Below are 15,229 nucleotides of genomic sequence, written 5' to 3' on the forward strand. Positions count from 1 at the left end.
CAGCGCTTCCAACGCCACCTTGGCCTTGAATTCTGGATGATGTTGCTTCCGTTTCGACATTCCTGATCTCCTTCGTGTTGAAGATCAGCAGACTACAAATCGCAGCTTACGTCAGTGTCCGAATTTCGGGGGGTAGCTCACTCCTTTTGGACTGTCGCGAAGGCGGGCGGACCAGAATTATTGGTTTTCATGGTCCGCTTAGGCGATTTCGCAAAATCCTCTCTGCAGAGCGGCGAATTCACACTTTCCGCCCCTTATGTCGATTAAAGCGAACGATCCAAACCGAACGTTGATTAACATCGGCAATACGTTGGTGCGATGCATCAGACAGGATAGCTGCTGCGAGCGTAGCACTAGCACGATAAAGCCACCGACAAGAGTTGCAGGCTTTAACTCGTCGAGGGATTATTCAAGTAGATCGTCATCTCCTCGTGCCTTATCGCGCTTTTCCGCGAGTCTTTTCGCCTCGGCATATTCCAGTGTGCCACGAATGAGGCGGTGCTGGTAAAAGTCGATGATTAATTCGTTTTCCTCTTCTGTGAAGACCAAGTCGGAGCACAAATCCTCCATTAGCTCGCCGCTCTGAGATTGGGACATCTTGGCGTAGTGCTTTTCTGTGATCTGCTCGTCCGAATGACCGAGATTCATCGACCAGGCTTTGCGCTGCTGATGTGAACGGCACATCTGAGCGCCCAGTGCTTTTAGAGTGTGTCGCGCGGAATGCGGCGTGTAAGCTTTGCCAACTCGCTCTGACGCCTTTGCAAAGGCATCTTGCAAGGGCTTGCTCGATGCCAAAGGCTCGACCGGAGTATCGCTCGGCGTCCGCGCCACGAGTTGTCTGCCATCTGGAAACAGGGCACAGTGGGGTTGAAACCCGAGGTCTTGCAATTCCCTCACCCAAGACAAGAAAATCTCTTGAAACGCTCCCGTCCGCGGAAACCACTTAGCGCGATAAGTCTTGCCGTTCTTGGCTGGAACTTCCCTTGCATCTTGCAAAACAGATCGGCTGTCAAAGTCAACGTGCTTGATCCGAAGCGCGGAAAGAGCTGCTGCCCTGAAGCCCGAAATAAAGGCAAAGGCAACGATTGCGCGATCACGGCGTTGGATCACACTCTTTTCGGGCATCATCTCAATCATGCGCCACGCCTCGCTGAGCGTTGGGTACTCTTTACGCCGCTCCTTTGACTGCGGAGATGAAGCGCTGCGAGGGAGGGCAAAGTAGTCCGGTATGCTAGAACTTAAGCGGCGGTAGCCCTCCTGCCCATGAAGCCATTGGAAGAATGCTTTAAGGTGCGAAGCTCGGTGACGAACAGTGGAATTGCTGAGACCGCCTTTGTCCTTCGACTGGGCCAGCAGGCGAACCAGGTGATCACGATATTGTCCGGCGTGCTTCGGCTTCACCTTGCTGAACTGAATACCTTCCAAGAAGGCTTCAAAGTCGCGGATGCTGACCAGATGCGCTTGCACTGTTTTTGGGTCATATTTGCCTGCGAAAACTTGCCATTCATGAACCACCCGATCGTTGATAGTGAACCATTTCACTCCCCGAGAACCCGCTTCCTTCCCAATACCAGCCGAAGAGTCCACTTGGCTTTCGTCTATGAGCGCCAGCGGCGTGTTTGTATTCAGGCATTCTTCAACTTTGTCGCACTCCGTCGCACCCAGTAACTTTAGCATAGTCGCCCCGCAGTCGCAGCACGTCGCTTGGACCAAGCTAGCGCGACCTTCCTTGCGTGGGAACGAGATAGTGCTGAGGTCGGGAAAAACCGCATTTCCGCACGCAACACATTTGAACTCTCCCTGCCGCAGATTGCGACGCGTACGCTCTGCTCGTTCCGTATGAAAGCGCTTGAGTTCGGCCCCACGAAAGAGTTGAGGCAGCGACCCATCCGACGGGTCTAAGCCTGAGCCCACCCAGTTTGAAACTGTATTGCGATGCACGCCGAAAAGCGCTTGAACTTCGACAACCGAATAAACCTTGGCGTGCTGTGGACGAATTTTCCGGTAAGAGCGGCTCATTTCTGACCTCCCGCATTGCCAGTTTTCAAACGGTTCGTTCGGACCACTTTCCCTTTGGCCCCCTTCGGCAAAGAATTCTCGTGGGTGACTAGGTCTGACAGTCGCCAGCGCGTGACACTCACCGAGAGCTTGATAGGCTCCGGCAGTGCCCCCTTCGCCGCCCAGCGCCACACTGTCTGGCGGCCGACGCCGTAACGGTGCGCTACCTCCGCGTCTCGCAGATAACGCTCACTTGGCGCTTCATTGACCGGGTTTGCAGAAGTAGCTTTCTGCTGCTTTTTGCGACTAGGCTTTGCTTTCGGAGGCGCAGGCTTCAAATTCCCGTTCCGGCGGAAAGTTTGCTGAGGTAGTCCGGCAATAGCAAAAAGATCGAGGTTTTCGCGCGTTTGGCGTATCTTTTTCGGCATTTCTACACCTCACGCGTTCTGAGACGGGTCGACGCGATTTATCGCCACCCATGCGTTCAGGTCGGATCCGCGATAGATGATCTTGCGGCCCAATCGGTAGAACGCCGGGCCTTTCATCTTGTGACGCCATTGCGCCAGCTTTTCGCGGTCTCCGATGATGTTAAGTTCGGGATCGCCCAAGACATAGTTGCGGTTATTTTCGAAGAGATTGGACACGTTCTGCTTTCCTTTCGTTGCAGCGAGTTTCAACGAATGGATACGCTCAGGTCAGGAATGCCAGGCAGCCCCGATCTCTAAATCGGGGACCCTAAGTCATTGACTAGCAACAAATGAAATTTGTTCACGATCGTCCACGTAGGGCTTATTCGAACTCCTCGGAGAGTGACGGCTCAATTCCATGCGGATTTGTTCAGCGAGAAAGAGCATATCAAATGATTGAAGCGCGCTGTCCCCAAATAAGTCCATCGCCATCCCCAAATGAACAACACCACGGTAGGTTCCCCAAATCTTCCTAAGGGTGTCGTGATCGCGCGCGCCGAAAATCTTTTCCTGCTGTGAGAAGTGGCGTACTTGCTCTAGTATCCCGATCTCGGTTTGAAGACCCTCGAACTTTCCCTCTTTGATCGTAAGTAATACCCGCATCCCAATGTGTTCAGCGATATTGAGCTTTTTCTCCCGCCCCCGACTTCCTTCATACTCACGCTCAATCTGAGAAAACTCAGCGGCAGCCGCGCGACGTGCCGGAGCCTCAAGCATGCTACGCCTGAAAAACTCCGCGTTGGCGGACATCCACTCTTCGCTGCGTCCATCCACGATCAGCTCGTCTACTTGTGTCGCCACTTCCTGTTTCAGATTGGAAATCGCGCGAAGTCGTTGTCGGTTGTCAGGCGCGCTCAGCGCAATCCTAAACATCTCGATGAACTGAACCTGCGTATCGCTAATAAGCACCGTTTCCATCGACGCGGCTCCTAGATGGACGTGTTTGCGACGTATTGAGACCAATCCCGCATCAATGCACGTCGTTTGTCCAGCAGGTCAGAACGGGCGTAGGCGCGCTCCACATCAGACCCGACCGAGTGCGCCAAACTCTTCTCAGCAACTTCGCGCGGCACATTGGCAACCTCGGACGCCCAATCGCGAAACGTGGATCGAAAGCCGTGAACTGTGACCCCCTCCACATCCATCCGGCGCAAAAGCATGAGCATCGACATATTGGACAAAGGTCTGTGGCGCTTTTGGCCTTCGAACACAAAATCAGACCTTAGCTCCTTTAGGGGCTCAATGATCGAGAGCATCTCATCCGTCAGCGGTACGCGATGGGCCTCGCCGGTCTTCATGCGATCCGCTGGACACGTCCAAAGCTGCGTCTCGAAATCGATCTCTTCCCACCTTAGTCCCAGGACTTCCCCTGTTCTTGATCCCGTCAGACAGGTGAACATTAAGGCTTTTGCGGCCATCGCTTTGCGTGTTCGCAAATCCGCATAGAATTTTGGAACATCCTGCCAGCCCATCGCCCTGTGATGCTTCACCTTTGCTTTGACCCTTGGCAAGGCTCCTGCATCCTTGATCGCAGTGACCGGGTTCTCGCCAGTGCGAAATCCTTTTGAACGCGCGACGTCCAATACAGTCTTGATCCTTTGCGCCAAACGCTTTGCGGTCTCGTGTTTCTCGGTCCAAATCGGCGCAAGGCACATCATCACCTCGGGCTGGTCAATGCTGTCGATCGGCATGCGCCCGATTTTTGGGAAGGCATAGTCACGCAACGTATTGATCCATTGTTGGCCGTGTTTGGCATTTTTCCACGTGGGCATCCGGTCAATATGAACCTGCTGCGCCACCTCTTCGAAGGTTGGCACCTCTCGACGGGCGTTAAAACGTGGATTTAATCCTTGCTTGGCCATCCGGCGATATTCCAGCGCCCGCTCGCGTGCTTGGTTCAACGGAACAATATCAGCGCCCCCAAGGCCAAAGTCAGTACGCAGCGGTGCCCCTTTTTTATTTTTCTGGCCTTTGACGACCACGCGCACGATCCAACGGCGTGCACCTGATGGATCTACCACGAGATAAAGGCCGTTACCGTCCCCATGACGCCCAGCGCCAAGATTCTCGACCAGCTTCTTCGTCAATTTACCAGACAGGGCCATTCAAAAAATACCACATTCCGTACCACTCAAGGAACGAATATAGACACTATCGAAAGAAACTCAAGGCAAGCGAAGACAGGCGCTAAGTTCATGCAAACAATATAAAAAGGCCACTCAAGGCGAACAAATCAAAGCGATGAAGAAGGGGATCTGGCGGAGGCTCAGGCGGCCCTTTTGGTATGCTTGGATATAGCTTGATATATAATATATCCATATATATCAGAGAATTAGACACTTATTTGCATCAAGGCATAACATTCACTACCATCTAATAACGTATTTTATGGCGGATAGGATGGCGGATAAGAATGCCCAAGATTGCAAAAACAATCCCAAACTCACAGTTTAAGAACTTGGCGCACAACCCTGCGCATGGAGATCGCCCCACTAGCTACCCGACAGGGATCGTTGCAGGGTTATACATGCAAGTCACAAAGAGCGGCTCTAAAAGTTGGTTTCTACGCACCAAAATCGGAAGCCGTAGGCCTGAGATCGGCTTGGGCGGCTATCCAGCAGTTGGGGTGGCGCTAGCAAAAACTAAGGCCTTAGAAGTGTTGGAGCAGATACGGCAAGGGATTGATCCCGTGCAGGCCCGCAAAGAGGCCCGTGAAGCGCTCACAAGTCAGGGTATACTTTTCTGCACCGTGATGGAGCAATACCTCAAAGGGAAGCTGGCAGAATTTGACAATTCCAAACATCGCAAGCAGTGGCGAGCCACTTTAGACAGATACGCCCTGCCCTCGCTAGGCAATATGCCCATCTCAGATATTACCGTGCAACACATTCAGAGCACACTAGAACCGATTTGGCACGCCAAGACTGAGACAGCGTCTAGGCTCAGAGGGCGGATTGAAAACGTGTTGGCATACGCCACCGTGCAAGGCTATCGCAGCGGCGACAATCCTGCACGCTGGAAAGGCAACCTAGACACCGCCCTACCCAAGCCCTCAAAGATCGCGAAGACAGTTAATCAACCTGCGCTTTCATTAGCAGACGCCACACAGTGGTTCTGCGACTTGCGCGCTCGATCAGGCACAGCAACGCGAGCGCTTGAACTACTCGCGCTGACAGGTATGCGCTCTGGCGAAGTACGCGGCCTTACATGGGAAGAAGTAGACCTGAAAGGCGGCACAATCACGCTACCCGCCCAACGCATGAAAGCAAACAAAGAGCATCGCATCCCCCTCACAAATGCTATGAGAGGACTTCTAAGCGGCCTCACAAAGCAAGACGGGACTAACTATGTGTTCCCCGCCCAGCGCGGCGGCATGTTGTCAGACGCAGCCTTAAGCGCCTGTATGAAGCGCATACATGAGGCAGCGGGTGGCGCGCTTTATCTAGACCAACGGTCAGGACGTCCCGCTGTACCACACGGCATACGCAGCACTTTTCGAGATTGGGCCGCAGAGCTAACCGACTACCCCAGCGCAATGGCTGAAATTAGCCTTGCTCACTCTGTCGGGTCGGACGTTGAACGCGCCTACCGTCGCGGCGATCAGCTCGAAAAAAGAAGGGCTATGATGTCGGATTGGGGGCAATTCCTACAAGGTAAGTGATTCGTTTTTGCATTCACATTTTCAAAAAAAATGCAAATACTATCGGTGCGACATATTGCCACACCGCCTGAAGTGCCTTATTTTTATAGCGCCGCTCAAATGCAGAGTTTGATATAGTGTGTTATACTACACTTGGCGATTAACGTGCGACGCCAAAGGAAAAAGCCCCCGCTGTGTTGGCGCACAGAGAGGGCTGAATTCAGATTAGACCCGCTATTCAAGCAGTCTGAAATCTCCTTAGCACATTTTTGATAAGGAGGTCAAGTTTTGACCGACGAACTACAACAGCTAACGTCAAAAGACGTTCGCGCCCTGCTGGGCGGCATTTCTGACATGACGCTTTGGCGCTTAGAGCAGGACCTAGAAGCAGGCTTTCCCAAACCTGCCCGAATTCGCTCGCGTCGTTACTGGTCCGAAGCGGCACTTGCGGCTTGGATTGCTGGACAGGGAGGCGCTCAGTAAAATGGAAAATGAAAAGAACGCCACTGGTGGGCAAACCAATGACGCTCAGAAAGTTATTTTTAGTAACCTTGAGTATATCAATCCCACCCCTGCAAGTCAAAATGACCGCGAGCTTGAATTCTTAGACGCCATGAAAGCGGCAGGTTGCGCCCCACAGGGCAAGCACCCGATAGCAGACAATTTACTACACCGCTTTGATATAGTCGGAGATCACAAGGGCAGTAACAATGGAGCCTATATGCTTGATTATGCGAGTGATGGCTTCGCCTTTGGTTGGTTCCAAAACTGGAAGTCAGGCGATACCGTCACTGCATGGCACAGCGGTGCAGGAGCGACGCTAACCGACCCCCAGCGCGAAATATTGGCAGAAAGAAGGGAATATCAGAGAGCAACACAGGATCGCGCACGCGAAGAAAGGCAAGCTGAAGCCAAGACCAAAGCCCAAAGCATTTGGGACAACGCAGAAAAAGCAGGTCATTGCGCGTACCTTGATCGCAAGAAAATAGACATACACTGCGCACGCTTTTCCAACGGCGATCTGATCATTCCCATTAAGGTGGGAGGCAATATTGCGAGCCTGCAATTCATCAAAGCCGATGGTAGCAAGCGGTTTCTGTCTGGCGGGAGAGTTGCTGGTGGGTATTGCGATCTCAGCACAAAAGACGACAACTTCAGCAAATGGGTCGTCTGTGAGGGCTTTGCCACAGGGGCAAGCATCCGCCAAGCAACAGGCTTGCCAGTCGCAATCGCCTTTAGTGCGGGCAATCTAAAGGCCGTAGCAGAGAAGATACGGAACAAATGGCCAATCTGTGAGATAATCATTGCTGGCGATGCTGATGCGCATGGCGTTGGAAAGCTGAAAGGCGACGAAGCGGCAGCAGCAGTTGCAGGCATAGCCATATACCCCCAAAGCGGCGACTGGAACGACGTGCACACCCGTGAAGGCTTAGGGGGCGTAAAAGCAGCACTCAACGCTGAGACGCCCTCTCTGACAGTCAGCGTAGCAGACTTTGAAGGCACAGTCGCGCCAGATAGAAAATGGATCGTTGAGGATATGATACCTGATCGCCAAGTGACATTGTTCACAGGTGATGGCGGGACGGGCAAATCTCTGATCGCCATGCAGCTTGCGACAGCAGTTGCGTTGCGTGAGGAAAAACCTCTCCAGACTTGGCTGGGACGCCCCATTATGAATGGAAGCGCTCTATACTTTGGTGCTGAAGACGAACAAGACGAAATGCACCGTCGCTTAGAGGACATTGTTGCCGCTGAAAAATGCAGCTTTAATGACCTTTCACAACTACGCATTTGCTCACTAGCGGGCGAAGATGCGCTGCTCGCAGTCGAAGGTGCAGCAGCCGCACCCCTTTCTGCGTCACCCCTCTACGACAAGATAACGAGGGAGCTTTTGAGGTTCTCCCCCAAGGTGGTTGTGCTCGACACCCTTGCAGACATGTACCCCGCTAATGAGAATGACCGCGCTAAGGTTCGGCAGTTTATTGGGATGCTGAAGTCACTAGCGATTACGTATGACTGTGCCGTAGTGTTGCTGGCTCACCCATCCAAGTCAGGCATGGAAACAGGGCGCGGCGATAGTGGATCAACAGCTTGGAACGGCTCGGTGCGCTCGCGGCTATACCTTACACATGAAAAGGACAGCGATGGACATATCGATCCCAATGGCCGCATCCTCACTAATATGAAGAACAACTACGGCCCTCTTGGTGCATCGACTAAACTATTTTGGGATAATGGCGTCTTTTCCGCGAGGGCTGGAGAGACACCTCTGGATAAAAAGGCGGAGACACAAAAGGCTGAACGGGTATTTATGGCGTTGATACGTAAATTTGCAGAACAAGGCCGTGACCTCAATTCATCCTCTGGGTCCAACTATGCACCAAGGCAATTTGCTGAAGACCCAAGCAGTGAAGACATTACGAAAGCGATGTTTAAAAGAGCGATGAATAATCTATTTGCGCAAGGAAAAATCAAGAACATAGAAGGCAAACGCTCGAAGCAGCTTGTCGAAGTCAGGTGCGAGGAACACCTCTCCCCCAACTAGCGAACAACTCGCCTACAACTGGGGGTGCATCTACTGCGCACCCCCTTTACATCTCCCCTGCACACCTCTCCCCCCTTATACCCCCCAAGAGATGCGCCGCCCTTGAGCGGCTGGCGCACCCTTTAAGAACAACGCCCAGCGCTGGGCTAAATGTTTGAATTTTCCCTGATGCGGGAATTAACAGCACATCGCAACCTGCTTTCAGGTGCTCACACAAGTACAGCGCTGCAAATAACTCATTGACTGCAGAGAATATTAATTAATCTTTTTGGGTGGCGAATTCTTAGCCACAACGCCTTTCCACACAATATAATAACCATTCGGATGGAGAGACTTATCTACACAACTTGCTACGCGGTGCTCAGGTTTATTAACCTCACTGGGCAAGCCATGTTTGTGCCGTTGACCACATGGACAGTCAAAAACTGCAATTGGATGCTCGGAAAAATAATTTGCCTCAACTTCATAAGTAGTCATCAAATGATACCATAGTGCTTTTTAAAAACATTAGCGCCAGCATAAGAGCCGACCAAAACAGTAAAGGCCATTTTAGACCACAAAGCTAGCCCCTTAGCCTGAAAATATGGCGCACATAGATACCTCGACATTACCAATGCGCAGGAAAAGGACTGCACCCCACAGGCAAGAACGGGTCTATTGGCGGATAAGATGGGGGGTAAGAAAATCATGCACCCATTAACTTAACAAAAACAACGAGTTACAAAAATACTGGCGGAGGCTCAGGGATTCGAACCCTGGGGACGCTCTCACGCCCGTCGGTTTTCAAGACCGGTGCAATCGACCACTCTGCCAAACCTCCGCTGTGGGGTGTTCCTAAATCGGTCAAAACGATTCTGCAATCGGGCAAAATTCACGCGCTGCTGTGGGGAAATCTGCCGATGTGGTGAGCGATCTCTTGTCTGGCGGGGTGATCGCAGGCTAGACTACGCCAAATGCTCCGCAAAGGGGCCATAAGCCATGTCCTGAAAACAGGCATGCACACAGGCAAGGACGAGGGAATATGGGCAGTCTCAAGATGCAAGGTCGGGCACGCAGAAAACTGCGCGGCGTTGCGACAACAATTCTGGTCGCAGGGGTTTTGGCCGGCTGCGATGATCAGGGTAAATTTGCACTGCCCTCTCTGGGTGCGAATAGTGCCACCGCAAGCGCCCCTGCCCCTGCGGGCCCGACGGTCGAACGCGACATCGAAGCCCCCGAGGTGTTTTCGGTCACGGACGAAGGGCTCTGGGACGGGCGGCCCAGCTTGGGCGGTGTCTGGGTGGCTCATCCGGATGTAACCGACCCCGAGCGGGTCATCATTCGCAATCAGGCTAACGGGCAATTCGTCGTCGGCGCCTTGTTCCGCCGCGAACGCGACATCCCCGGCCCTAGCTTGCAGATCTCGTCAGATGCGGCGGCCTCGCTTGGCATTCTTGCCGGAGCCCCGACCAAATTGAACGTAACAGCCTTGCGCAAGGTTGAAGAGCCCGCCGAAGCCGCCGCCCCACAGCCAGGCCCAAGTGTCGAACCCGCACCGGAAGTCAGCGCAACGCCGCTGCCTCCCGCCGCCGCCAGTACTGCGGCAACAGCAGCGGCAGCAGCGCCGGTCGCAAAACCGACCCCCGCACCGGCACCAAAGCCGCCCGTTCAAAGCACAAGCCTGTCCAAACCCTTTATCCAGATCGGTATTTTCAGCATCGAAGAAAACGCAGAGCGCGCGGCCAAGCAAATGCGCGGCGCTGGATTGTCTCCTACAATCAAGAAAAGTACCATCAGCGGCAAGACGTTCTGGCGTGTGGTTGTTGGCCCCGCCGCCACCAGCGCGGAACGTGCCAAGATTTTGTCGACCATCAAAGCAGAAGGCTTTACCGACGCCTATGCTGTTTCCAGCTAACTCATAGAGGTGCCTGACATGCGCGGATTGAAACTCACCCTTGGGGCGGTTGCCCTCCTTGCCTCCTCGGTGAGCGCGCAGGCGTTTGAAACCGGTGCCAGAGCGGCCTATGTTCTGGATTATAACAGCGGCACCGTGTTGATGGCCAAAAACGCCGATCAGCCCTTGCCGCCTGCATCAATGTCCAAGTTGATGACGCTGTATATGGCCTTTGAGGCGATTGATAACGGCATTCTGGATCTGGATCAGGAACTACCCGTCTCGGAAGCCGCGCAGGCCTATGGCGGCTCGACCATGTTTCTCAAGGCCGGCGAGCGGGTCAAGGTCGAGGACCTAATTCGCGGTATTATCGTGCTGTCGGGAAATGATGCCTGTGTCGTCATTGCCGAAGCCCTTGCCGGCACCGAAACCCGTTTTGCCCAACAGATGACGCAACGCGCCCAGCAATTGGGCATGACAAATTCCACATTTGCCAACTCCAACGGGTGGCCTGCAACGAACCACCGGATGTCGATGCGCGATCTGGGCCTTGTCGCGACCAAACTGATCAAGGATTACCCACAGTACTATCCGATGTTTGCGCAAAAAGAATTCCTGTTTGATCCACAGGAATCCTCAAACCGCTTCAACCGGAACCCGCTTTTGGGTTTGGGTATTGGGGCCGACGGGCTAAAAACCGGCCACACTCAAGAGGCAGGTTACGGGCTTGTCGGTTCGGCCATACAGGGCGACCGGCGGATTATATTTGTCCTGTCGGGCATGGATTCGACCCAAGCACGTGCACGCGAATCCGAGGCCGTGACCAACTGGGCCTTCCGTCAGTTCGCCGAGACAACGCTGGGCACAGCGGGTCAACACATCGCGCAGGCTGACGTCTCTATTGGGGCCGAGCGGACTGTGGGTCTTGAACTGGCCGAGGATATCTCACTGCTGTTGCCAGTGACACCGCTCACGCCTTTGAAAACAGAGGTCGTTTATCAAGGCCCTGTGAAAGCGCCGATTGCCAAGGGCGATCAAATTGGCGAACTGATTATAAGCCCCGAAGGCCTACCGGAAAAGCGCGTGCCGCTGGTTGCGGACAGTGATGTCGCAAGCCATGGCTTTATGGACCGTGTGATGGCTGCGGCCATGAACCTTGCCTCTCGCCTGAGTGACAAAGCGCCGGCGCCCGAAGCTTCGTGAGCGCCAGCGGCTTGTTCATCAGCTTTGAAGGCATAGACGGCTCTGGCAAATCCACGCAGGTGGCCTTGTTGGCCGAACACCTGCGCGCGCAGGGCCGCGATGTGATTGTCACCCGCGAACCGGGCGGTTCTGACGGCGCTGAAGAAATCCGCGCGCTCGTGCTGCAAGGCGATCCTGACCGCTGGTCCGCCGAGACCGAACTGTTGCTGTTCACCGCTGCGCGCCGCGATCATCTGGAGCGGTTGATCCGCCCCGCCCTGAGCGCGGGCAAAGTGGTAATCTGTGATCGATTTGCCGATAGCACCCGCATGTATCAGGGCCTGAGCCGTGGCAATCTGCGCAATACTGTGGACACGTTGCATGACCTTATGATCGGGGTAGAACCCGATGTGACGGTTCTGATTGATATGGATCCCGTCGAGGGGTTGAGCCGCGCCAAGGCCCGACAGGGCATCGAGGAGCGGTTCGAAGACTTCGGAGCCGATCTGCAAACTGCCATGCGCGCGGGTTTTCTGGCGCTGGCAACAGAATTCAGCGCCCGTTTCCGCGTGATCGACGGGGCGCGCGATGTAGACAGCGTTGCCAAAGATATCCGCACAGCGATAGAGACCGAGCTTGCGAAACGGGCTTAAAACCTGCCCACGCCCGAAAACACGCCGGAATTTTCCTAAAAGTTGCTTCCCCTTACGCGGGGCATTTCAAACCCGCCCGATCCCCGCTAAACCGCTGGTATGAGCGATGATACCCCTCCCCAACCAGAACGTCTGACCGGCGCGCCGCATCCGCGTGAAACGCCGCATCTGATCGGACAGCAGGCCGCAGAAAATGCATTTGTTGCGGCGTTCAATTCGGGCAAACTGCATCATGCGTGGCTGATCACCGGCCCTCGCGGCGTAGGAAAGGCCACGCTGGCATGGAAAATCGCCCGCTTTTTGCTGGCCACCCCTGCCGCGGATGAGAACAGCATGTTTGCGCCCGATCTGCCCGACACCCTCGAAATTTCGCCCGACCACCCTGTGTCGCACCGCATTTTGGCTGGTGCCGAGCCGGGCGTGCATCTGGTGCGTCTGGGCGGCAAGGGCAGCACGGATTCTGATCGCGCCAAGAATTTTGCAGAAAAGAAATATTCCGCCGTTATCCGCGTAGATGAAATTCGCGTGCTGAACAGCTTTATTCATATGAGCGCGACCGAAGGTGGGCGTCGCGTGGTGATCGTGGATGATGCGGATTTGATGAACCCGAACGCCTCTAATGCGTTGCTCAAAATGCTCGAAGAACCGCCTGCGCGGACCTATTTTCTGCTGTTGTCGCACCAGCCATCGGGCCTGTTGCCCACAATCCGCTCGCGTTGCCGCACGTTAAGTTTGCGCACGCTTGAACCTGCCGAAGTTGCCGAAGCCATGGCGCAGGCCGATGTACAAGCCGCCAATGCCGATGCGCTTGCGGCGCTTTCGGGGGGATCGGTTGGCGGCGCCATGCGGCTATCGCTTTTGGGTGGTGCGGCACTTTATGCCGACTTGGTGGCCTTGATGGGGACCCTGCCCCGTATGGACCGCGGGCGCGCGCTCAAACTGGCCGAGCTCGCCGCCGCGCGCGGTGGCGAGGCCAAGCGCGACCTGTTGTTCACCTTGATTGATCTGCTGCTGAGCAGGCTCGCGCGCACCGGTGCCATGGGCACGCCCCCCGCCCCGCAAGCCGCACCACAAGAAGCCGAAATTCTTGCCCGCCTGTCACCTGATCCGTATCAGGCCCGTATCTGGGCAGACCTCGCAGCCGAGATCAGCAGCCGCGCGCGCCACGGTATCTCGGTCAACCTTGACCCTGCCGCACTGGTTCTAGATACCTTGCGTAAAATGGCAGACGCGGCACCCCGCTGAGCGCCCCGACGGAGCCCCCATGACCGACACACCACAGATCACCGACAGCCACTGCCACCTGGACTTTCCCGAACTTATCGAGGAATTGCCCGATGTTATCGCCCGCGCGCAGGAGGCCGGTGTGGCCCGCATGGTCACCATCTGCACCAAGCTCAAAAACGAAGCAGCCGTGCGCGCCATCGCCGAAGCACATGCGCCGGTTTTCTATGCTGCCGGCACCCATCCGATGTCCGTCGCCTCCGAGCCGATGGCAACGCTTGAGCAGTTGATCGAGATCGCGCAGCACCCCAAAATGGTCGGCATCGGTGAGACCGGCCTTGATTACCACTACACCGCCGAAAGCGCACAGGTGCAGCAAGAGAGCCTGCGCATCCATATCGCCGCCGCGCGCGAAACCGGCCTGCCACTTATCATCCATAGCCGCGATGCGGATGAGGATATGGCCGCCATCCTGCGCGAAGAGCACGCCAAAGGCGCATATACCTGCGTGATGCATTGTTTCTCTTCTTCGCCGGAACTGGCCCGTGCCGCGCTGGATTTGGGGTTTTACCTCAGCATGTCGGGCATCACCGCATTTCCCAAAAGCAACGATTTGCGTGATATTTTCGCGAGCGCCCCGCTGGAGCGCGTTCTGGTAGAAACCGACAGCCCCTACCTTGCGCCGCCGCCCCACCGCGGCAAACGCAATGAACCCGCCTTTACCGCCTATACGGCCCGTCGTGCGGCAGAAACCTTTGGCGTGGATTACGCCACCTTCGCCGCCCAGTCCGAGGCCAATTTCGAACGCCTGTTCACCAAGGTTGCCGCCTATGAGGCCCCTGCATGAGCGATGTGATGCGCATCACCATCCTTGGCTGCGGCTCATCGGGTGGCGTGCCACGGCTGGGCGGCGAATGGGGCGCATGTGACCCGAATGAGCCGCGCAATGCGCGGCGTCGTTGTTCTGCACTGGTCGAGCGGATCGGCTCGAACGGCACGACAAGCGTTCTGATTGACACGTCACCCGACATGCGCGCGCAACTGCTGGATGCCGGTACCAGCCGCCTGGACGCGGTGCTATACACACATGCCCATGCGGACCATGTTCACGGGATTGATGACCTGCGCATGATCGTCATCAACATGCGCGCGCGCCTGCCGGTTTGGGCCGATGCCCCCACCCGCGCGTCGCTGATGGAACGCTTTGGCTATGCCTTTGTTCAGCCCGAAGGATCAATGTATCCGCCCATCCTCGAAATGAACCTGATGGATGGTGATGTCGAGATTGACGGCCCCGGCGGCCCCTTGCGGTTCACCCCGTTCGAGGTCCCCCATGGGAGCATAAATGCCCTTGGATTTCGCGTGAACGATGTGGCCTATCTACCTGATGTACAGACCATTCCCGAGGATATCTGGCCCATAGTTGAAGGGCTGAAATGCTGGATCGTGGACTCATTGCGCCGCGAACCACACCCAACACATAGCCATTTGGCACAGACCCTTGAATGGATCGAAAAAACACGCCCTGCGCAGGCGGTGCTGACCAATCTCCACACTGATCTCGACTATGCCACGCTTGATGCCGAAACACCTGAACACATCCACCCTGCCTATGACGGGATGCAGATTGAGTTCGATCTAGAATAG

14 protein-coding genes and 1 tRNA gene are annotated in these 15,229 nt (G+C 55.2%); 9 read left to right on the forward strand and 6 right to left on the reverse strand.

From position 1 onward, the window contains the following. Positions 1-405 precede the first annotated feature (405 nt). The 5 genes from ABJM03_RS02060 to ABJM03_RS02080 form a co-directional block, all read right to left on the reverse strand. Positions 406-2,019, reverse strand: coding sequence for a site-specific integrase (locus tag ABJM03_RS02060; protein WP_348415224.1), 1,614 nt, complete (start codon positions 2,017-2,019; stop codon positions 406-408). Further along, entirely contained in the window at positions 2,016-2,426 is a 411-nt protein-coding gene (locus ABJM03_RS02065) for an AlpA family phage regulatory protein (protein ID WP_348415225.1), read from the reverse strand. The genes ABJM03_RS02060 and ABJM03_RS02065 overlap by 4 nt, the downstream gene beginning before the upstream one ends. Positions 2,427-2,435: 9 nt before the next feature. Then, positions 2,436-2,642: a MerR family transcriptional regulator gene (locus ABJM03_RS02070; RefSeq protein WP_348415226.1), complete on the reverse strand. Its 207-nt coding sequence runs from the start codon at positions 2,640-2,642 to the stop codon at positions 2,436-2,438. Positions 2,643-2,738: 96 nt separating this feature from the next. Further along, entirely contained in the window at positions 2,739-3,383 is a 645-nt protein-coding gene (locus ABJM03_RS02075) for a hypothetical protein (protein WP_348415227.1), read from the reverse strand. An 11-nt stretch (positions 3,384-3,394) separates the two neighbouring features. Continuing rightward, on the reverse strand, positions 3,395-4,570 hold the full coding sequence (locus ABJM03_RS02080) for a tyrosine-type recombinase/integrase (protein WP_348415228.1): 1,176 nt from the start codon (positions 4,568-4,570) through the stop codon (positions 3,395-3,397). Positions 4,571-4,878: 308 nt separating this feature from the next. Between ABJM03_RS02080 and ABJM03_RS02085 the strand changes: the two genes are divergently transcribed. The 3 genes from ABJM03_RS02085 to ABJM03_RS02095 all read left to right on the forward strand — a co-directional run bounded on the left by ABJM03_RS02085 (position 4,879) and on the right by ABJM03_RS02095 (position 8,650). Further along, positions 4,879-6,126: a tyrosine-type recombinase/integrase gene (locus ABJM03_RS02085; RefSeq protein WP_348415229.1), complete on the forward strand. Its 1,248-nt coding sequence runs from the start codon at positions 4,879-4,881 to the stop codon at positions 6,124-6,126. A 267-nt stretch (positions 6,127-6,393) separates the two neighbouring features. Continuing rightward, positions 6,394-6,588 carry a transcriptional regulator gene (locus tag ABJM03_RS02090; RefSeq protein WP_348415230.1) on the forward strand — a complete coding sequence of 65 codons (195 nt, stop codon included), beginning with the start codon at positions 6,394-6,396 and terminating at the stop codon, positions 6,586-6,588. A gap of 1 nt (position 6,589) precedes the next feature. Further along, positions 6,590-8,650 carry an AAA family ATPase gene (locus ABJM03_RS02095; RefSeq protein WP_348415231.1) on the forward strand — a complete coding sequence of 687 codons (2,061 nt, stop codon included), beginning with the start codon at positions 6,590-6,592 and terminating at the stop codon, positions 8,648-8,650. A gap of 730 nt (positions 8,651-9,380) precedes the next feature. Here ABJM03_RS02095 and ABJM03_RS02100 read toward each other — a convergent pair. Continuing rightward, a tRNA-Ser gene (locus ABJM03_RS02100) sits at positions 9,381-9,470 on the reverse strand. 201 nt (positions 9,471-9,671) lie between these two features. On the opposite strand from ABJM03_RS02100, the gene ABJM03_RS02105 reads away from it, so the two are divergent. The 6 genes from ABJM03_RS02105 to ABJM03_RS02130 all read left to right on the forward strand — a co-directional run bounded on the left by ABJM03_RS02105 (position 9,672) and on the right by ABJM03_RS02130 (position 15,229). Further along, the gene (locus ABJM03_RS02105; RefSeq protein ID WP_348415232.1) at positions 9,672-10,544 is read left to right on the forward strand and encodes an SPOR domain-containing protein; all 873 of its coding nucleotides are present in this window, start codon (positions 9,672-9,674) and stop codon (positions 10,542-10,544) included. Between the two features lie 18 nt (positions 10,545-10,562). After that, a complete protein-coding gene (locus tag ABJM03_RS02110) occupies positions 10,563-11,726 on the forward strand; it encodes a D-alanyl-D-alanine carboxypeptidase family protein (protein ID WP_348415233.1) in 1,164 nt (387 codons plus the stop codon). Next, positions 11,723-12,358, forward strand: a complete 636-nt coding sequence (gene tmk / locus ABJM03_RS02115; protein WP_348415234.1) for a dTMP kinase — start codon at positions 11,723-11,725, stop codon at positions 12,356-12,358. The genes ABJM03_RS02110 and tmk overlap by 4 nt, the downstream gene beginning before the upstream one ends. Before the next feature lie 99 nt (positions 12,359-12,457). Then, positions 12,458-13,603 carry a DNA polymerase III subunit delta' gene (locus tag ABJM03_RS02120; RefSeq protein WP_348415235.1) on the forward strand — a complete coding sequence of 382 codons (1,146 nt, stop codon included), beginning with the start codon at positions 12,458-12,460 and terminating at the stop codon, positions 13,601-13,603. Positions 13,604-13,622: 19 nt separating this feature from the next. Then, the gene (locus tag ABJM03_RS02125; RefSeq protein ID WP_348415236.1) at positions 13,623-14,429 is read left to right on the forward strand and encodes a TatD family hydrolase; all 807 of its coding nucleotides are present in this window, start codon (positions 13,623-13,625) and stop codon (positions 14,427-14,429) included. Continuing rightward, positions 14,426-15,229, forward strand: coding sequence for an MBL fold metallo-hydrolase (locus tag ABJM03_RS02130; protein ID WP_348415237.1), 804 nt, complete (start codon positions 14,426-14,428; stop codon positions 15,227-15,229). The genes ABJM03_RS02125 and ABJM03_RS02130 overlap by 4 nt, the downstream gene beginning before the upstream one ends.

The organism is Sulfitobacter sp., from assembly GCF_039977885.1.
GTDB lineage: Bacteria > Pseudomonadota > Alphaproteobacteria > Rhodobacterales > Rhodobacteraceae > Sulfitobacter.